Annotated in this window: 5 protein-coding genes; 3 read left to right on the top strand and 2 right to left on the bottom strand. The window is 73.2% G+C overall.

From position 1 onward, the window contains the following. Positions 1 to 7: 7 nt before the first annotated feature. Positions 8 to 15,643, bottom strand: a complete 15,636-nt coding sequence (locus IE274_RS26560) for a type I polyketide synthase (protein WP_444545124.1) — start codon at positions 15,641 to 15,643, stop codon at positions 8 to 10. 519 nt (positions 15,644 to 16,162) lie between these two features. Between IE274_RS26560 and IE274_RS26555 the strand changes: the two genes are divergently transcribed. Together IE274_RS26555 and IE274_RS26550 are read left to right on the top strand one after the other, a co-directional pair. Then, on the top strand, positions 16,163 to 17,110 hold the full coding sequence (locus IE274_RS26555; RefSeq protein ID WP_198897800.1) for an ABC transporter ATP-binding protein: 948 nt from the start codon (positions 16,163 to 16,165) through the stop codon (positions 17,108 to 17,110). Beyond that, positions 17,107 to 17,904 carry an ABC transporter permease gene (locus IE274_RS26550; RefSeq protein ID WP_190118401.1) on the top strand — a complete coding sequence of 266 codons (798 nt, stop codon included), beginning with the start codon at positions 17,107 to 17,109 and terminating at the stop codon, positions 17,902 to 17,904. Before IE274_RS26555 ends, IE274_RS26550 begins: the two co-directional genes overlap by 4 nt. 85 nt (positions 17,905 to 17,989) lie before the next feature. Here the strand turns inward: IE274_RS26550 and IE274_RS26545 are convergent, their stop codons facing one another. Beyond that, complete coding sequence (locus tag IE274_RS26545) at positions 17,990 to 19,618, bottom strand: flavin monoamine oxidase family protein (protein WP_190118400.1); 1,629 nt, start codon at positions 19,616 to 19,618, stop codon at positions 17,990 to 17,992. A gap of 591 nt (positions 19,619 to 20,209) precedes the next feature. On the opposite strand from IE274_RS26545, the gene IE274_RS26540 reads away from it, so the two are divergent. Continuing rightward, positions 20,210 to 20,875: a P-loop NTPase family protein gene (locus IE274_RS26540; protein ID WP_190118399.1), complete on the top strand. Its 666-nt coding sequence runs from the start codon at positions 20,210 to 20,212 to the stop codon at positions 20,873 to 20,875. The last annotated feature ends 95 nt before the right edge of the window (positions 20,876 to 20,970 follow it).

Genomic DNA, 20,970 nt, shown 5'->3' with positions numbered 1-20,970 from the left:
ATTACTTTCAGGAGACGCCGAGTTCGTTGTCGATGAAGTCGAACATGTCATCGTCGTCGGCGTCCTCGAGCTGCTCCGCGATGGCGGGCCCGGCGCTGCCGCCCGGCTCGGCGGCGTCGAGGCCGCCGAGCAGCGCCCGCAGCCTGCCGCGCACGGCGGTGCGCTCGTCGCCTGCCAGGACGCCCGCGGCCAGGGCCGCTTCCAGTCCGGCGAGCTCGGCTATGACCCCGCCCGGCCGCGCTCCCGCGACCGTCTCCGTCGCACCGTCACCGCTCGGCAGGCTCTCGTCCAGATAGGAGGCGAGTGCCGCCGGCGACGGGTAGTCGAAGATCAGGGTAGCGGGCAGGCGCAGTCCGGAAAGGGAGTTCAGCCGATTCCGGAGTTCCACCGCGGTGAGCGAGTCGACGCCCAATTCCAGGAATCCCCGGGTGGCCCCTATTGCCTCGGGCCCGGAATGCCCGAGCACCGTCGCCACATTACCCCGCACGGCGTCGAGCAGGGCCCGTTCCCGCTCCTCCGGGGAAAGGCCCGCCAATTGCGCGACGAGGGCCGGACCGGTGCCGTTCGGCTCAGCCGGGTTCCCGGAGCGCACGACTGTCCGGTCGACGCGGCGGGCCGGGGTGCCGACCAGGTCCGAGAAGACGGGCTGTACGCCGCCGGGTCCCGCGGAGGCCCGCAGGGACGCGGTGTCCAGGCGGAGAGGAACGAGAACGGCGGGGTCGACGGGGACAGCGGGGTCGGCGGGGTCGTGGAGCGGTGCGGGCGTCAGGGTGACGGCGGCGTCGAGGAGGGCCAGGCCTTCCGCCGTGGACAGCGCGGCCACGCCGCCCCGCGCCATGCGGCCCAGGTCCGCCCCGGCGAGCTTGCCCGTCATGTCGCTCTCCTGCGCCCACAGGCCCCACGCGAGGGAGGTCGCGGGGAGGCCCTGGCTGCGGCGTACGACCGCGAGCGCGTCGAGGACGCTGTTGGCGGCCGCGTAGTTGCCCTGGCCGGGGCTGCCCAACACGCCTGCGGCGGAGGAGAACAGGACGAACGCGGACAGGTCCAGGTGGGCCGTCAGCTCGTGCAGGTTCAGGGCCGCGTCCACCTTCGGACGCAGCACCGTGTCCAGGCGCTCCGGCGTCAGCGACGTGACGACGCCGTCGTCGAGTACGCCCGCCACGTGCACGACCGCCGACAGCTCACCGCCCGCCTTCTCCAGCAGAGCGGCCAGCGCGTCACGGTCGGCGACGTCGCACGCGGCCACGGTGACCTGCGTGCCCGTCGCCTCCAGTTCGGCGCGGAGTTCGTCGGCGCCGGTGGCGGCGGCGCCCCTGCGGGAGACGAGGAGGAGGTCGCGTACGCCGTGCCGCTCGGCGAGATGCCTGGCTACGACGCGGCCGAGACCGCCGAACGCGCCCGTCACGAGGACGGTGCCCGTGCCGAACGGCGCCGCGTCCTGCCCTGCCGGGGTGACGCCGACCCGGGACAGCCGCGGCACCCACACCACGCCGTCCCGCACCGCCACCTCGGGCTCACCGGATGCCAGCGCGGAGGCCAGCACCGGCCCGGCCAGTGAACCGGCCACCGGCTCGGCCACCGAACCGGCATCCCCGGAGGCATCCGCATCCGCGCCCGCGTCCACATTCGCGTCCGCATTCGTGTCCACGAGGACGAACCGCCCTGGGTGCTCCACCTGCGCCGACCGCACCAGACCCCAGATCGCCGTCCCGGCAGGGTCGACGTCCGCGTCGGTGCCCGCGGCGGGGACGGCGCCGCGCGTCACGACCACGAGCCGTGCGTCCTCGAACCGCTCGTCGGCGAGCCACGCCTGCACCACCCCGAGGGCTTCGGCCAGCGTCGCGGAGACGGCCTTCGGTCCGGCGAGCCCGTCACCTCCGGCGCCCGCCGTCCCACCGGCGGGCCACAGCACCGCGGCGGGAGGCGTCTCCCCCGCCTCGATGGCCGTGCCCAGGGCGGCGAGGTCCGCGAAGGCCCGCGTACCCGGCATCGAGTGCGTGCCGCCGAGGACAGCCAGGGGCACCTCTTCGACGACCCCAGCCGCGTCCCGCCGCTTCCACTCCACGTGGAACAGCGAGTCCCCGACCACCCCACCGCCACTGAGCTGCTCGTCCGAAACCGGGCGCGACACCAGCGAGTCGACGGTGGCGACCGCCTGCCCGGCCTGGTCGGCGAGCGTCAGCGACACGGCGTCCGCTCCGGCGCCGCGCAGGTGGACCCGGACCGTAGCGGCACCCGCCTGGTGCAGCCGTACGCCGCTCCAGGCGAAGGGCAGCCCGAGACCCTGGCGTGCGTCGTCGCCGTCCTGCGGCCGGGGCAGCAGGAGGGTGGCGTGCAGCGCGGCGTCCAGGAGGGCCGGGTGCAGGGTGAAGGCTTCCGCGTCCGCTTCCTCGGGCAGGGCGACTTCGGCGAAGACCTCGTCGCCGCGCCGCCAGGCCGCGCGCAGGCCCTGGAACACCGGGCCGTAGCCGTAGCCCGTCTCGGCGAGGCGGTCGTAGAGCGAGGCCGCGTCGTCGAGGGGTTCCGCGTCGCGCGGCGGCCACTCGGACAGGTCGGGCACGTCCTTGGGCGCCCCGGCGTCGGCCTCGGCGGACAGGAACCCGGCCGCGTGGCGGGTCCACGGTCCATCGGGGTCGCGTTCGTCGCGCGAGTGGACGCTGACCGGCGAACGCCCGTCGTCGGCGGCGGCACCCACGCTGACCTGCACCTGCACGGCACCCCGCTCGGACAGCACCAGCGGAGCCGCCAACGTCAGCTCCTCAAGCACCCCGCAACCGACCTCGTCACCGGCCCGCACAGCCAGCTCCACGAACGCCGTCCCGGGCAGCAGCACCCGCCCGCCCACGGCGTGATCCGCGAGCCACGGATGCGTGGCCACCGACAGACGCCCCGTCAGCAGATGGCCACCGGACTCCACCAGCGGCACGGCGGCCCCCAACAGCGGGTGCTCGGCCGACACCAGCCCGGTGGCCGACACATCGCCCGCCCCACGCGCGGCCGCGCGCGGCCAGTAGCGCCGCCCCTGGAAGGCGTACGTGGGCAGCTCGACGCGGCGCCGCGTCTCGACGGGGGCGTACAGCGGCGCCCAGTCGACCTCGGCTCCGCGCACATGCAGGTGGGCCAGCGCGGTCAGGAACGTGTCCGGCTCGGCGCGGTCCTTGCGCACGGCCGCGATCAGGCCTGCCTGCGCGGCCGGGGCGGTGATCGTGTCGTGCGCCATCGCCGTCAGGACCGAGTCGGGGCCCAGCTCCAGCAGGCTCGTGACGCCCTGCGCGGTGAGCGCGCCCAGGCCGTCGTGGAACCGGACCGCCCCGCGCACGTGCCGCACCCAGTACTCCGGGTCCTGCAGCAGCGCGGGCCCCGCCAGTTCACCGGTCACGTTCGAGATCACCGGCAGCGCGAGGTCCTGATACGTCAGGCTCTCGGCGACCCGGCGGAAGTCGTCCAGGATCGGGTCCATCAACGGCGAGTGGAAGGCATGGGAGACCTTCAGCCAGCGAACCTTCCGACCCTCGCCGCGCAGCTTCTCCTCCAGGCCCTCCAGGACCGCACGCTCACCAGAAAGCACCACCTGCGACGGCCCGTTCACCGCCGCCACACCGGCCCGATCTTCCAGGCCCACCAGCAGCGGCAGCACGTCCGCCTCAGCCGCCTGGACCGCGAGCATCGCGCCGCCCTCGGGCAGGGACTGCATCAACCGGCCACGCGCGGCCACCAGTCGAGCCGCATCCTCCAGGGACCACAACCCCGCTACGTACGCAGCCGTCAGCTCACCGATGGAGTGGCCGCCGACGACCTCGGGGCGTACACCGAACGACTCGGCCAGACGGAACAGGGCCACCTCGACCGCGAACAACGCGGGCTGCGCATACCCCGTCTGCTCCAACAGCTCAGCATCCGCACCAAACATCACGTCCTGGAGCGAACGTTCTAGCTGCCCATCCAGGTACGCACACACCTCATCCAACGCATCCGCGAACACCGGAAACGCCTCATACAACTCCCGGCCCATACCGACCCGCTGACTGCCCTGGCCCGTGAACACGACACCCAGGCGGCCCTCGACCACCGAGCCCGACACCACGCCCGGACCGCCCGCGGCCACCGCCCCGAGACCGGCCAGGAACTCCGCGCGCTCCCGCCCGAGGACAACCGCCCGGTGCTCGTGCACCGCACGCCCGGACAGCAGCGACCAACCCACATCCACAGGGTCGACGCCAGCTCCCGCCACCGCGTGTTCCCGCAGCCGCTCGGCCTGGGTCAGGAGTGCGTCCGCGCTCCGGCCGGACACCAGCCATGGCACCGCAGTCGTCGGCGCCACCGCCGCCGAAGCGGCCTCGGCGGGCTCGTCCGTCTGCGCCTGCTCGACGATCACGTGGGCGTTCGTGCCGCTCACGCCGAACGACGACACACCCGCACGACGCGGCACGCCACCGTCCCGCTCGGCCCACTCCCGGGCCTCCGTGAGCAGTTCCACCGATCCCGCCGACCAGTCCACGTGCGAGCTGGGCCGGTCCACGTGCAGGGTCGGCGGCAGGACGCCCTCCCGCATCGACAGAACCATCTTGATGACACCGGCGACACCGGCGGCGGCCTGGGTGTGCCCGATGTTGGACTTGATGGAACCCAGCCACAGCGGCCGGTCGGCCGACCGCTCCTGCCCGTAGGTGGCGAGGAGGGCCTGCGCCTCGATGGGGTCACCCAGCGTCGTACCCGTGCCGTGCGCCTCGACCGCGTCCACCTCACCGGCGGACAGCCCGGCGTTGGCGAGGGCGGCCCGGATCACGCGCTGCTGCGACGGGCCGTTCGGGGCCGTCAGGCCGTTGCTGGCGCCGTCCTGGTTCACGGCCGAGCCGCGCACGACAGCCAGCACCTCATGCCCGTGACGCCGAGCGTCCGAGAGCCGCTCCAGGAGCAGCAGCCCGACTCCCTCGCCCCAGCCCGTGCCGTCCGCCGCCTCCGCGAACGCCTTGCACCGGCCGTCCGTGGCGAGCCCGCGCTGACGGCTGAACTCGACGAAGGTGTCCGGCGTCGACATGACGGTCACGCCGCCCGCGAGCGCCATGTCGCACTCGCCCTGGCGGAGTGCCTGCGCGGCCAGGTGCAGGGCGACCAGCGAGGACGAGCAGGCCGTGTCGACCGTCACCGCCGGGCCTTCGAGGCCGAAGGCGTAGGAGAGGCGGCCGGAGACGACACTGGCCGCGTTGCCCGTGCCGAGGTAGCCCTCGCCACGGTCGGGGGCGGTGCGCAGGACGTCTTCGTAGTCCTGGCCGTTGGTGCCGGAGAAGACGCCGGTGCGGCTGCCGCGCAGGGTCGCAGGGTCGATGCCCGCGCGCTCGAAGGCCTCCCACGCGGTCTCCAGGAGGAGCCGCTGCTGCGGGTCCATGGCCAGGGCCTCGCGCGGGGAGATCCCGAAGAAGTCCGCGTCGAAGTCGGCCATGTCGTGCAGGAAGCCGCCCTCGCGGACGTAGCTCGTCCCGGCGTGGTCGGGGTCGGGGTGGTAGAGCGACTCGACGTTCCAGCCGCGGTCGTCCGGCATGTCGCCGATGGCGTCCTTGCCGTCGCTGAGGAGGCGCCACAGGTCTTCGGGGGACCGTACGCCGCCGGGGAAGCGGCAGCTCATCGACACGATGGCGATGGGGTCGCCGTCGACCGCGCCGGTCCGGGCGGGGGCCGGCGCCGGGGTGTCGCCGCCCTGCGGTGCGAGGTCGCCGAGGAGTTCGTCGCGCAGGTGGGCGGCGAGTGCCTCGGGGGTGGGGTGGTCGAAGATCAGGGTCGCCGGGAGGTGGAGCCCGCCCGCCGCGCCGATGAGGTTGCGCAGTTCGACGGCGGTCAGCGAGTCGAAGCCGAGGTCCTTGAAGGGGCGCGTGGCGTCGACGGTCTTGGTCGCGGGATAGCCGAGGACGGTGGCGACCCGGTCGCGTACGAGGTCCAGGAGGGCCCGGTCCCGTTCCGCGGCCGGGAGCGCCGCGAGCTGTTCCGCGAGCGAGCGGGTGGCGGGAGCGGTGGACGCGTCCGTGCCCCGGCCGCGGCCCCGGCCCGGCGCCGCGGGCTCGGGGAGCGTGAGCTGGTCGAAGAGGTGGGCGGGGCGGGCCAGGGCGTAGGTCGGCGCGCACACGTCCCAGTCGACGTCGGCGAGCGTGACCGCTGCCGCGCTCGAGCCCGGGTGCGCGTCGGCGCGTGCCGTGGCCGCCAGTGCGGTGGCCATCGCGGCGACCGCCAGGTCCGGGTCCATCGCGGGCATCCCGCTGTCCCGCACCCGCTGCTCGACGACGCCGCCGTCGACGGCCATGCCGCCACCGGCCCACGGCCCCCACGCGAGGGACAGGGCGGGCAGCCCGAGCGACCTGCGGTGCCCGGCGAAGGCGTCCAGGAAGGCGTTGGCCGCCGCGTAGTTGCCCTGGCCGCCGATGCCCATGGAACCCGCGACGGACGAGAAGAGGACGAACGCTGTGAGCTGTTCGTTGTCGAGTGTCAGCTCGTGGAGGTTGCGGGCCGCTTGAGCCTTGGGGCGGAACACGGTGGCGAACCGGTCCGCCGTGAGCCCGTCGAGCACGCCGTCGTCCAGGACGCCCGCCGTGTGGAACACCCCGGTCAACGGCACGTCCTCCGGAACCTCGTCCAGAACCCGCGCCAACGCCTCCCGATCCGCCGCGTCACACGCCGCGACAGACACCCGTACACCCAACTCCCGCAACTCAGCGCACAGTTCAGACGCACCCGGCGCATCCATCCCACGACGGCTCGTCAACAGCACATGACCAGCACCCACACCCGCCAGCCACCGCGCCACATGACCACCCAACGCACCCGTACCACCGGTCACCAGCACAGTCCCGCCATCGGCCGACCACTCCGCCACCGACGACTCACCCAGCGCCGCACCACCCGAGGGCACGCGTGCCAGCCTGCGCGCGAAGACACCGGACCCGCGCACCGCGACCTGGTCCTCACCGGAGGTCGAGGCCCCGGCCAGGGCATCGGCGAGCCGCAGCGACGAACGTTCGTCGGCGTGGTCGGGCAGGTCGACCAGACCGCCCCAGCGCTGGGGCTGCTCCAGGGCGGCGACGCGGCCCATGCCCCACACGGAGGCCTGCACCGGAGCCGTCAGCCGGTCCGAGCGGCCGGTGCTGACAGCGCCGCTCGTGGCGGCCCACAGGGGTGCTGCCACGTCGGCGTCACCGAGGGCCTGGAGGAGGGCGAGTACGCCTTCAAGGCCGATGGAGACGGTCGGGTGCGCCGAGCCTTCGGAGGCGTCGAGGGCCAGCAGGGAGAGCACACCCTGTGGCTGCCCACCGCCCAGCTCCGCCTGTGCGCCGAGGAGTTCACGCAGTTTGGCGCCCAGGATGTCGCGGCGCGCCTCGTCACGGCCCACCGCGATCCGCACCACGCGCGCACCACGCTTCTCCAGTCCCCCGGCCGCGGCGGCGACCCACGGGTGCGCGTCCTCGTCCGCCGGGGCGACCACCCACCACGTGCCGTCGAACGCCGCCGGGGCGAGGCCCGTCAGCGGCTTCCACGACTCGCGGTACAGCCAGCGCCCGACGGTGGACGCCTCGCGCCGCTGTCGCCGCCACGACGACAGCACCGGAAGCACCTCCCCCAGCGCCGCGGCCCCACCGGACGCGTCCTCCGCGCCCAACTCGGCGCTCAGCGACTCCAGGTCCCCGCGCTCCACAGCCTCCCAGAACCGCGCCTCCACCTCGTCGACGCCGGCCTCGCCCGCGCGGGCGACGGCGGCGACGGTCGCGGACAGATCGAGCCAGTAGTGGTCGCGCTGGAAGGCGTACGTGGGCAGGTCGACGCGGCGACGGGTCTCCGTCGGGGCGTACAGCGGCGTCCAGTCGACGGCGACGCCGCGCACGTGGAGCTGGGCGAGGGCCGCGAGGAACGTGGCCGGTTCGGGCCGGTCCTTGCGCACCGCCGCGACCAGACCGGCCTGCGCGGCCGGGTCCGTGACGGTGTCGTGCGCCATCGCCGTCAGGACGGCGTCCGGGCCCAGCTCCAGCACGGTCGTCACGCCCTGCGCGGTGAGCGCGCCCAGGCCGTCGTGGAAGCGCACGGCCTCGCGCACGTGCCGCACCCAGTACTCCGGGTCCTGCAGCTGCGCCGCCTCCGCCAGCTCCCCCGTCACATTGGAGACCACCGGCAGCTTCGGGGGCTGATACGTCAGCCCCCGCGCGACCTTGCGGAAGTCCTCAAGGATCGGGTCCATCAACGGCGAGTGGAAGGCGTGGGAGACCTTCAGCCAGCGAACCTTGCGACCCTCGCCGCGCAGCTTCTCCTCCAGACCCTCCAGGACCGTGCGGTCACCGGAGAGCACCACCTGCGAGGGCCCGTTCACGGCCGCCACACCGGCCCGGTCCTCCAGACCGGCGAGCAGCGACAGTACCTCCGCCTCGGCCGCCTGGACCGCGAGCATCGCCCCGCCCTCGGGCAGCGACTGCATCAACCGACCACGCGCAGCGACGAGTCGGGCCGCGTCCTCCAAGGACCACAGCCCGGCCACATACGCAGCCGTCAGCTCACCGATGGAGTGCCCGCCGACGACCTCAGGCCGCACACCGAAGGACTCAGCCAGCCGGAACAGCGCCACCTCGACCGCGAACAGCGCGGGCTGCGCGTACCCCGTCTGCTCCAACAGCTCGGCATCCGCACCAAACATCACTTCCTGGAGCGAACGTTCTAGCTGCCCATCCAGATGCGCACACACCTCATCCAACGCATCCGCGAACACCGGGAACGCCTCATACAACTCCCGGCCCATGCCGACGCGCTGGCTGCCCTGTCCGGTGAAGAGGACGCCGAGGCGCCCCTCGGCCACCGAACCGGTCACCACTCCCGGACCGTCCGCGGCCACCGCCCCGAGACCGGCCAGGAACTCCTCGCGCTCCCGCCCGAAGACGACCGCCCGGTGCTCGTGCAGAGCACGGCCCGACAGGAGCGACCACCCCACACCGCCCGGCTCAAGCTCCGCGCGCCCGGCCACGTGCTCCCGCAGCGCCTCCGCCTGCGCCCGCAGCGCCTCCGCGCTGCGGCCCGACACCACCCAAGGCACCACCGCCACAGCCACCGGCGCGTCACCGACAGGCTCGGCCACCTCGGCGGGCTCGACCACCGGCGCCTGCTCCACGATCACATGCGCGTTGGTCCCGCTCACACCGAACGACGACACACCCGCACGACGCGGCGCGCCGCCCTCGCGCCCCGGCCATTCCCGGGACTCGGTCAGCAGTTCGACCGCCCCGGCCTCCCAGTCCACATGGGAGCTCGGCTCGCCCACGTGCAGGGTCGGCGGCAGGACGCCCTCGCGCATCGCCATGACCATCTTGATGACACCGGCGACTCCGGCGGCGGCCTGGGTGTGGCCGATGTTGGACTTGATGGAGCCGAGCCACAGCGGTTCGCGCCCGGCCGGGCCTTCCGGCCGCGTCTGCCCGTACGTGGCGAGCAGCGCCTGGGCCTCGATCGGGTCGCCGAGCGTCGTGCCGGTGCCGTGCGCCTCGACGGCGTCCACGTCACCGGCGGACAATCCCGAGCTCTCCAACGCGGCCCGGATCACGCGCTGTTGCGACGGACCGTTGGGTGCCGTCAGGCCGTTGCTCGCGCCGTCCTGGTTCACGGCGGAACCGCGTACGACAGCCAAGACCTCATGACCCTGGCGCCGGGCGTCCGAAAGCCGCTCCAGGAGGAGCAGCCCGACACCCTCGCCCCAGCCCGTGCCGTCCGCCGCCTCCGCGAACGCCTTGCACCGGCCGTCCGTGGCGAGCCCGCGCTGACGGCTGAACTGCACGAACGTGTCGGGGGACGACATGACGGTCACGCCGCCCGCGAGCGCCATGTCGCACTCGCCCTGCCGGAGCGCCTGCGCGGCCAGGTGCAGGGCGACCAGGGACGCCGAGCAGGCCGTGTCCACGGTCACCGCCGGGCCCTCCAGGCCGAAGGCGTAGGAGAGGCGGCCGGACATGACGCTCACCGCGTTGCCGGTGAGGACGTGGCTCTCGATGTCCTGGGGGACGGCGGCCATGCGGGAGATGTAGTCGTCGCCGTTGGAGCCGACGAAGACGCCCGCGCGGGTGCCGCGCAGGGTCGTCGGGTCGATGCCCGCGCGCTCGAACAACTCCCAGGACGTTTCCAGGAGATGGCGCTGCTGCGGGTCCATGGCGAGGGCCTCGCGCGGCGAGATGCCGAAGAAGTCCGCGTCGAACTCGCCCGCGTCGGACAGGAATCCGCCCTCGCGGACGTATGTCTTGCCCGCGCGGTCGGGGTCCGGGTCGTAGAGGTCGGCGAGGTCCCAGCCGCGGTCGCCGGGGAACTCGCCCATGGCGTCGCGGCCCTCGGCGACGAGGCGCCACAGGTCCTCCGGGCTGCCGACGCCGCCGGGGAAGCGGCAGCTCATCGCGACGATCGCGATGGGGTCGGTGTCGGCAGCCGTGCTGTCGACGGCCGTGGTGGTGCCGTGGGGCTCCGCCGCGGTCCCGGTCGTGTCGGCGCCGAACGTCTCCTGGGCCACGTAGGCGGCGAGCAGGGCCGAGTTGGGGTAGTCGAAGACGAGGGAGGCGGGGAGGCGCAGGCCCGTGGCCGCCTGGACGCGGTTGCGGAGTTCGACGGCGGTGAGGGAGTCGAAGCCCAGCTCGCGGAAGGCCCGGCCCGGGTCGATGGCCTCGGGTGCGGAGTGGCCGAGGACGGCGGCGGCCTGGGCGCGGACGAAGGTGACGAGGGCGGCGGCGCGCTCGGCCGCGGGCAGCGGGGCGAGCCGGCGTATCCAGTCGGGGCCGGTGACGGTGCGGCCGTCGGCGGGGGCGGGGGTGCCGTCCGCCGGGGTGGCGGTGCGCTCCCGCACCTCGGGGATCGCGGCGAAGAGGGGGTTGGGGCGGGCCGCGACGAAGCCCGGCAGGAAGGTGTCCCAGTCGACGGCGGCGATGACGACGCCGGCGTCGCCGCGCTCGACGGCGTCCCGCAGGGCGGCGACGGCCCGCTCGGGCGGCATCGGCGGCATGCCGTCACGCCGGGTCCGCTCGGCGCGCACGGCGGTGTCGGCGAGCCCGGCGCCGCCCCAGGTGCCCCACGCGATGGAGGTGGCGGGCAGGCCGTCGGCGCGGCGCTGTTCGGCGAGGGCGTCCAAGTAGGCGTTGGCGGCGGCGTAGTTGGCCTGCCCGGCGTTGCCGAGCGCGCCCGACGCCGACGAGTAGAGGACGAACGCGTCCAGGTCCAGGTCCCGGGTGAGGTCGTGCAGGGCGGCGGCCGCCGGGGACTTGGGGCGCAGCACGTCCTCGAAGCGTCCGGGCGTGAGGCCGTCGACGGTCCCGTCGTCCAGGATTCCGGCCGTGTGCACGACGGCCGTGAGGGGCGCGTCGGCGGGGATCTCGGCCAGGACCCGCGCGAGCGCGTCGCGGTCGGCCACGTCGCAGGCCGCGACGGTCACGCGTACGCCCAACTCTTCCAGTTCGGTACGGAGTTCGGGGGCGCCGGGGGCGTCCGGGCCCCGCCTGCTCGTGAGGACGAGGTGGTCGGCGCCCGTACTCGCCAGCCACCGTGCGACGTGGCCGCCGAGCGCGCCCGTGCCGCCCGTGACCAGGACGGTGCCGCGGGGGGTCCACTGGGTGTCGCGGGTGAGGTCGGCGCCTGTCGCCTCGCCGCGGAGGAGTCGGCGTACGAAGACGCCGGAGCCGCGGACCGCGAGCTGGTCCTCCACGGCGGCGTCGGGCGCGGCGGCGTCCGGCCGGGGGCCGTCGGCGGCCGCGGTGAGGATCGCGGTGAGGCGGGCACCGGCCCGTGTGTCGAAGGAGTGGGGTACGTCGACGAGTCCGCCCCAGCGGTCGGGGTGCTCCAACGCGGCGGTCCTGCCGAGGCCCCACAGGTGGGCCTGGACGGGGTGGTCGAGGCGGTCGCTGCGGCCCGTGGAGACGGCGCCCTGGGTCACGGCCCACAGGCGGGCCTCGGTTCCGGTGTCGCCGAGGGCCTGCAGGAGGGCCAGCGTGGCGGCGAGTCCGGCGGGCACGGATTCGTGGCCGGGCAGCGGGGACTCGTCGAGGGCGAGGAGGGAGAGGACGCCGGTGAGGGGGGTGTCGGGGGCGGACACGGCACCGTCGAGGCCCGCGTCGGCGGGCTGGGCGCCGCCACCCACCGCGCCGTTCCCGGCCGCCTCCTGCAGCCGCTCGGCCCACATCTCACGCGTGGCCTCGCCCGCCGCCACGCGCAGTTCGACCGGCTCGGCGCCCGCGCGTGCCAGGGCCTCGACGACCCCGGTCGCCCACGGGTGGTCCGCCGCGTTCTCGGGCAGGGCGACCAGCCAGCGGCCCGACAGGCGGGCCGACGGCAGGTGGGTGCCGGGCAGGGGCTGCCAGCCGATCCGGTAGCGCCAGCTGTCGATGACGGCGCGCTCGCGCCGACCGCGGCGCCACGCGGACAGGCCCGGCAGGACCTCGCTGAGCGCGTCCGGGGCGACGTCCCCGAGCGTGGACGTGAGCTGGTCGACGTCCTCGCGCTCGACGGCCTCCCAGAAGCGGGCCTCGGCCTCGTCCGCGACGGCGGGCGGGGTGGCGCCGGACGTGCGCTCCTCGGTCAGCCAGTAGTGGCTGCGCTGGAACGGGTACGTGGGCAGGTCCACCACGGTGCGCCCGCCGGGCAGGAGGGCGTGCCAGTCGAGCTCGGCGCCGAGCGCGTGGGCCTCGGCGACGGAGGCGAACAGCCGGTCGGCGCCGCCCTCGTCGCGGCGCAGCGAGCCCAGGGTGGCGGCCGGGATCTCGGCGTCGTCGATCGTCGCCTGGACGGGGACGGTCAGGACCGGGTGGGGGCTCATCTCCAGGAACAGGCTGTGCCCCTCGGCCAGGAGGCCGCGGGTGGCGTGTTCGAAGAGGACGGTGTGGCGGAGGTTGCGGTACCAGTAGTCCGCGTCCATGAGGGTGTCGTCGGTCAGCCAGTCGCCGGTGAGCGTGGAGTACAACGGCACATCGGGCGAGCGGGGCGCGACGGGGGCGAGGACCCGCGCCAGGTGCTCCTCGATGGCTTCGACGTGGGCGGAGTGGGACGCGTAGTCGACGGGGATGGTGCGGGCGCGGATGTCGCGGGCCAGGCACTGCGCGACCAGTTCCGCCAGGGCTCCGGTGGCGCCGGAGACCACCACGTGCGAGGGGCCGTTGACGGCGGCCACGGACAGGTCGTCGCCCCACTGGTCGAGGATGGCGCGCACCTGCTCCTCGGGCAGCGGTACGGACACCATGCCGCCTCGGCCGGAGAGTTCGAGGATGGCCTGGCTGCGCAGCGCGACCACCCAGGCCGCGTCCTCCAGGGACAGCGCGCCCGCGACGCACGCGGCGGCGATCTCGCCCTGGCTGTGGCCGACGACGGCGGCGGGCTCGACACCCGCGGCCCGCCACACGGCCGCGAGGGACACCATCACGGCGAACAGGACGGGCTGGACCACGTCCACGCGGTCGAAGTTGTCCCCGCTCAGCTCGTCGAACAGGTCCCAGTCCACGAACGGGCCGAGCGCGTCGGCGCACTCCCGCATGCGGTCGGCGAACACCGGGCTGGAGTCGAGGAGTTCACGGGCCATCCCGGCCCACTGCGAGCCCTGGCCCGGGAACACGAACACCGGACGGACCGCGCCGCCCAGCGCCCGGCCCGCGATCACGTTCCGCGCGGTCGTGTCGCCCTGCGCCAGCTCCGCGAGCCCGGCCAGCAGCTCGTCCCGGTCGCCGCCGAGGACGACGCCCCGGTGCTCGAACCGCGACCGCGCCACCGCCAACGACCAGGCGACGTCACCCGGTTCGAGGCCGGGCTGCGCCTGGAGGTGCGCGCCGAGACGGGCGGCCTGGGCCCGCAGTGCTGCCTCGCTCTTCGCGGAGAGGGAGACGGGGACGAGGCCGGGGATGACACTAGGAGCGACGTCAGGGGCGGTGTCGGGGGCGAGCCCGAAGTCGACGTCGAACCCGGCATCGGGCCCGGACCCGGCATCGGCACCCGGTACGACGCCCGACTCGCCCGACTCGCCCGACGGCGCGGCGGCCACCGAAGGCTCGCCCACCACCCCGTCCTCCGGCGCGCCCCCCAGCCGCTCCGCGACGGAGTCCGCCACCGGCGCCTGCTCCACGATGAGATGCGCGTTCGTCCCGCTCATCCCGAACGACGACACACCGGCACGCCGCGGCGCCCCATCGGCCCGCTCGGGCCAGGCCCGGGCCTCGGTCAGCAGCTCCACCGCCCCCGCGGACCAGTCGACGTGCGTGCTGGGCTCGTCCACGTTCAGGGTCTTCGGGAGCAGGCCGCGGTGGATCGCCTGGACCATCTTGATGACACCGGCGACGCCCGCGGCGGCCTGGGTGTGGCCCACGTTGGACTTGAGCGACCCGAGCCACAGCGGCTCCTGGTCGGCGGGGCGGTCCTTGCCGTAGGTGGCGAGCAGCGCCTGCGCCTCGATGGGGTCACCCAGCGTCGTACCGGTGCCGTGGGCCTCGACGGCGTCGACGTCGGCGGGGCCGAGGCCCGCGTCGGCGAGGGCCGCGCGGATGACGCGCTGCTGCGCGGGGCCGTTGGGGGCGGTCAGGCCGTTGCTGGCGCCGTCCTGGTTCACGGCGGACCCGCGGACGACGGCGAGGACCTGGTGGCCGTTGCGGCGGGCGTCGGACAGGCGCTCCAGGACGAGCATGCCGACGCCCTCGCCCCAGGCCGTGCCGTCCGCGGCCTGCGCGAAGGGCTTGCAGCGGCCGTCGGGGGCGAGGCCGCGCTGGCGGCTGAAGGCCAGGAAGGAGCCCGGTGAGGCCATGACGACGACGCCGCCCGCGAGGGCGAGGGCGCACTCGCCCTGCCGGAGCGCCTGCACGGCCAGGTGCAGGGCGACCAGCGACGACGAGCAGGCCGTGTCGACGGTCATGGTCGGGCCCTGCAGGCCGAGGGTGTAGGCGATGCGGCCGGAGGCGACGCTGGCGGCGGTGCCGGTGACGAGGTAGCCCTCCAGGCCGTCACCGGCGTCGCTGAGGCGCGGGCCGTACTCCTGGGTCTCGGCGCCGACGAAGACACCGGTGCCGGAGTCGCGCAGGGCGGCGGGGTCGATGCCCGCGCGCTCCAGGGCCTCCCAGGAGGTCTCCAGGAGGAGGCGCTGCTGCGGGTCGGTCGCCAGGGCCTCACGGGGCGAGAGGCCGAAGAAGTCGGCGTCGAACTCGCCCGCGTCGTGCAGGAAGCCGCCTTCGCGGACGTAGCTGGTGCCGGGCCGGTCGGGGTCGGTGTCGTAGAGGGCGGCGAGGTCCCAGCCGCGGTCGGCGGGGAAGCCGGAGATGGCGTCGACGCCGTCGGCGACCAGCTGCCACAGCTCCTCGGGGGTTTCGACGCCGCCGGGCAGGCGGCAGCTCATGGCGACGATGGCGATGGGCTCGTCGTCGGCGCGCCGGGCCGTGGCGGGTACGTAGCCGGCGTCGGCGCTGTCGAAGAGTTCGGCGCGCAGATGGCGGGCGAGGCTGTCGGTGCTCGGGTAGTCGAAGACGGCGGTGACGGGCAGCTTGAGGCCGGTGGCGCCCTGCAGGCGGCGGTGCAGCTCCACCGCGGTCAGGGAGTCCAGGCCCAGGTCGAGGAAGGGGCGGGAGAGGTCGCCGGGCGGGCGGGTGCCGTCCGCGCCGCCGAGGACCGCGGCGACCTGCTCGGCCACCACGGCGCGCAGCCGCCGTTCCTGTTCCGCGCGCGGGCGGCCTTCAAGGGTGTCGCGCAGCTCTTCCGGGTGAGCCTCCGGGTGAGGCCGGGCCTCCGGGTGAGAATGGGCTGCGAATTCCTCGAAGTCGCTCATTGTTCCACTCCGTAGCACCGGCCATGATGGCTTTCAACAAATCCCTGACTGCACTCCGGGCGAAATCATCTGACGGCGCGGCGGGACGCACGGAAACCAGGAATCCGGGACTCGTCGGTGATTCCCCCGAGAAGCTGCGAACTCCTGTGACCGCACGGATTCCTGAGCGGATTACTGAAATGTTCAGGAACACCGGCATACCCGACCGGGCTTCAGACAAATTTGCCCACAATACCTGTGCAGGCTAACAGTGCGGCCTTCGTCGCCCCTACCCCTAAGCGGCCCCTATGGCGCCCGGATGCGGGGCGGATATAGGGGTGTTCGGGATTCTCGCCCGGCCCTAGGGTCGGGATCGTGGAAAACGCTGTCCGGGTTGAGAATCTGGTGAAACAGTACGCGTCCAACGCACGCCGCGTGGTCGACGGCCTGAGCTTCGATGTGTATCGGGGCGAGGTGTTCGGACTGCTCGGCCCCAATGGCGCGGGGAAAAGCACCACGGTGGGGATGATGACCACCCGGGTGCGGCCGACCTCGGGCAGCGTCGTGATCGACGGTGTCGACGTGGTCGCGCGACCGAGAGAGGCGAAACGCGTCCTGGCGGTGGTGCCGCAGCGCAACAACCTCGACCGGTCGTTGTCGGTGCGTCAGAACCTGTTGTTCCACGCCAAGTACCACGGGATCCCGGGTGCCGAGCGGCGGCAGCGGGCCGATGAGCTCCTCGATCAGATGGGCCTCGCGGACTACCGCAAGTCGAAGGTCGACGACATGTCCGGCGGGCAGGTGCAGCGCGTGATGATCGCCCGCGCCCTGATCCACCGGCCGAACGTGCTGTTCCTCGACGAGCCCGCGACGGGTCTCGACCCGCAGGCGCGCCTGTTCGTGCACGAGCGGGTCGCCGAACTCGCCGAGCGCGGCGTGACGGTGGTCGTCACCACCCACGACATGGACGAGGCCGCCAAGCTGTGCGACCGCGTCGGCATCGTGGACCGGGGCACCCTGCTCGCCCTGGACACCCCGGAGGGCCTCGGCAAGATCCTGCCCGCGCACTCGACGCTGGCCCTGACGGTGGAGTCGCCGCAGGGCCCGGCGCCGGTGGCGAAGCTGCTGTCCGACCTTCCCGGGGTGCGGCAGGTCGACGAAGTGGACCCGGAGAACCCGCCCGCGGAGGGCGGCTTCCGGTTCCGTATCTATACGGACACCGAGCCGGTGGCGGCGCTCCAGCCGGCGCTCGCCGCGCTGACCGGCGGGGACTTCCGGGTGACGGACGTCGGCGTCGGAAAGGTGTCCCTGGAAGACGTCTTTCTCCACCTCACCGGAAAGAATCTGCGATGACTACGTCGGCCACGGCCGCACCGGCCTCGCGGCAGTTGCACACGTTCGGCGCCATCATGTGGCGCGACGTGTTCGTCGCCCTGCGCCAGTTCCCCACGTTCATCGGCCAGGCCATCATCCAGCCGTTCTTCACGCTGTTCGTGTTCGGTGTGCTGCTGAGCGACGCGGGCTATGTGGACGGCGACTACAGTGCCGTGCTGCTGCCCGGTGTCCTGGCCCTGAACGGATTCCTCGGCGGCATGCAGAACACGGCACTGCCGCTCGTCGTGGACTTCTCGTACACGCGGGAGATCGAGGACCGGCTCCTTTCGCCGATCTCGCTGAGCCTGGTGGCCGTCGAGAAGATTCTCTTCGGCGCGCTGTACGGCTTCGTGGCGTCGCTGATGATGACGCCGGTCGGCATGATCCTTCTTGACCTGTCGTGGCCGATCAGCAAGACCATTCCGGCTCTGGGCATCGCCGGGCTCGGCGCGCTCGCGGGTGCCTCGATCGGTCTGTGCCTCGGCACGTCGGTGAGCAGCGACAAGGTCGACGTGATGTTCACGCTGGTCCTGATGCCGCTGCTGTTCACGGGCTCGACGCAGTTCCCGCTGGTCGCGCTCGACGAGGTGCGCTGGTTCCAGGTGATCTGCGGTGCCAATCCGCTGTCGTACGCCAGTGAGGGCATGCGGGCCGTGACGTCCCCGAACGTGGAGCACGTACCGCTGCCGATCACGCTGATCGTGCTCGTCGGGTCGATCACGCTGTTCGCGTCCATCGGTATCCGCGGGTTCCTCAAGCGCGCGCAGACGTGAGCGGGGGCCCATCGGCCCCTGCTCGCACGAAGGGCCCCGAAGCGGAGTCAGCCGCTTCGGGGCCCTTCGTCCGTGCCCGGCCCGGTCAGTCCTCGGGCAGGTCGACCGGGGCCAGCTCCGTGAACAGGTCGCCGGGTCCGGGGTTCAACGGCATGGTGGCGCCGCCGAGATGACGCTGCACGCCCCAGACGGCGTTGAGGCCCGTCGTCACGGCGCCCTCGGCGAAACCGGCCGTCCAGGAGACGTCGTCACCGGCGAGGAAGAAGCCGCGCTGACGTGGCGTCAGCTCCTCCTGCATGAAGTGGGTGAACAGGCGCCGCTGGTAGCGGTAGTGGCCCGGCAGGTTGGCCTTGAAGGCGCCTTGGAAGTGCGGGTCGGTCTCCCAAGTCACCGTGCGCGGAGGGGCGATGACGCGGGAGCGGATGTCGACTCCGGGGTAGATGTCGGCGAGCACGTCGAGGACCCCGTCCAGGCGCTCCTCGGGGGTCAGCGGCGCCATCTTCAGGGAGTCGTCGTTCCAGGTGTACGACAGGCACATCACGCCGGGGCGGTCGGGGCCCTCGTCGAAGAGGTAGACGCCGCGCGGCATCCGGTCGGTGAGGGTCGTGCTCATCACGTCGCGGCCGGTGCGGGGGTCGCGTTCGCGCCAGAACGGGCGGTCCACGAGCACGAACAGCTTGGAGGAGCCCATGTAGTGGCTGCGCTCCACGGCCGTCCACACGGGCGTGGGCAGGAGTGCCTGGTCGCAGCGGACGTTGGTGACGAGGGTCCGCTTGTGCGGGGTGAAGACGGCCGCCGGATAGGCCTGGGAGCCGCCGTCCCGGTCGTGCACGACGATGCCGCGCGCGGTGCGCTCGATGCGGGCGACGCCGCCGCGGGGGCCGCCGCGGTGCAGGGACTCCAGGGAGGTGCCCGCGGGCCAGTGGGCGGCGTCGTCGGGGGCGTGCGACCACAGGCGCAGGGGCAGTTGCTGGGAGCCGCCGACGACGAGCCGGTGGTCGTCCTCGGCGCCGGTGTAGACGACCCGCAGGATCTCCAGCATGGAGTTGGGGAAGTCGGTGTCCCAGCCGCCCGCGCCGAAGCCGACCTGGCCGAAGATCTCCCGGTACTTGAAGGACTGGAAGGAGGGCGACTGCGCGATGAAGCCGTAGAAGGACTGGTCGTCCAGGGCGCGCACCAGCGGGTTCCAGATGGCCTTGATGGCGGCGGTGTCCCGGCGGCGGATCGCGTCGTCCATGGCGAACAGCTCGGCGTGCTCCTGGAGGGTCTTGTCCCAGGCCATGCCGACTTCCTGGTAGATGTCGGGGAGTTCACCGGCCCGCCGGGCGTAGTGCCGGTCGCCGCCCAGGGCGACGACGGTGCTGCCGCTCGCGGCGGTCAGCGGGTTGGGGAAGGGCCGGGTCTCGAGGCCGACCAGGTCCAGGTAGTGCCGCAGGGCGAGTGCCGACGCGGGGAACCGCATGGCGCCCAGCTCGGCCACGGCGTCGGGGTGGCTGTCGAAGGCCGCGGAGCGCATCCGGCCGCCCATGTGGCCGGTTTCGTACACCACGGGCCGCAGCCCGAGGCGCAGGAGCTCATAGGCGGCGACGAGGCCCGATATCCCCGCCCCGATCACCGCAACCGGTGTCCCGAACTCCGCTTCCGGTATTTCGCCGAGCCCGTGCGCGCTCGACAGCCATTCGTCGTAGGCGAAGGGAAAGTCCGGGCCCAGCATGGTAATGGAATCTGCGGTGCCGGGACGCGAACTGCCGTTGAGGGCAACCAACGGATACTCCTCTGACCGTGGTGGAGGCCGGCCCGGCGGTACGTTCAGACGGCCGCGGTGAGCCGGGCTGCGGCAGCAGGAGGGGGATCTGCGACGTACGCGGCCGAGCTGCGCCCCACGGGGCCGTCGGGCTCGCGAATCGCCTCCGATACACGGCGCGTCTGACGGTGCCCTTGATTATGGCGACGGCACCCGGGGGCGGAGAAACCCCTCAACATCCCCTTACGCCTCCTACGTTCACGCACCAGGCGCCCCAGGGGGCACACGGCCAACGCGATGGCGGGGCCGGAAAAGTCGCGCGACACGCAATGAGTACTTTAGTAGCCAGGTCTCGATCCTGAAGACTGTACGAAAGTCAGGAGACGCCGGGGAATGATCTATGGTGTCCGCACCACGCACCCCCACGCAGTTCCCGTGTACCCAACTGTGCAACATTCGCAATGAAGGAGAGGCTTCATGCATCGAGGGTCGGACGGCCGAAGGTTCGCGGTGCATGATCACCGGCCGGGCGGGACGCCCGGTGGAGCCCGGCCGGAGCCGATGGCCCTGGAGGTACGGCACACGACGGACGGCGGATCGGGGGCGTGCGGAGGCGGTTCGGGGGGCCGTGAGCGCGTCCTGCGGATCGAGCCGCACACGTGCGTGGCGGCGGTCTCCGACGACGACTCCGCGGACCGCTTCCTGGCGCGGCTGCTCTGCGACGACAGACCCGGTCGCGCGGTGTCGGTCCAGGGCCTGGACCCGCGCGCCGACCCCGCGGCCGTACGGCGGCTCGTCGGTGTCGTCTCCGTGGGCATGCCGCTGCCCGAAGTGATGGTCCACGAGGCCCTGGTGGCCGCGGGCCGGCACAAGGGTCTCTCTCCGGAGACGGCCACGCAGCGCACGGCGGACTTAACGGATGTGCTCGGTCTGCGAGCCGTCGAGCGGGTTCCCGTCTCCGGGCTCTCCCCAGGACAGCGCTCCCGCGCCGCCCTGGGATGCGCACTGCTGCACGTACCGAAACTGCTGTTGCTGTGTCATCTTCTGGACGATGTGGACAGCACGTCGGAGAAGATCATCTGTCGGGTGCTGAGCCGCTACACGGCGTCCACCGGGACCGTGGTGTTCTCCACCCGCTCCTGGCAGACCGCACACAGCATGGCGGACCGCGCGTTCGCGGTCCACGACGGCGAGATGTGCCTCGCCTGCCGGTCGGCCGCTCTCTGACCGACGTTCCGGCCCGGGCGCCGCCGTGTCCGCTCCCAGCGGCCGCCCTTCCCTCCGGTTCTCCACGCCTCCCCAGGTCATCGGATGTTCAACTC

Origin of the sequence: Streptomyces flavofungini (genome assembly GCF_014650815.1) — a bacterium.
Lineage (GTDB): Bacteria > Actinomycetota > Actinomycetes > Streptomycetales > Streptomycetaceae > Streptomyces > Streptomyces flavofungini.
The sequence above is the reverse complement of the archived record's forward strand: the minus strand, read 5'-3'. Positions and strand labels throughout refer to the sequence as shown.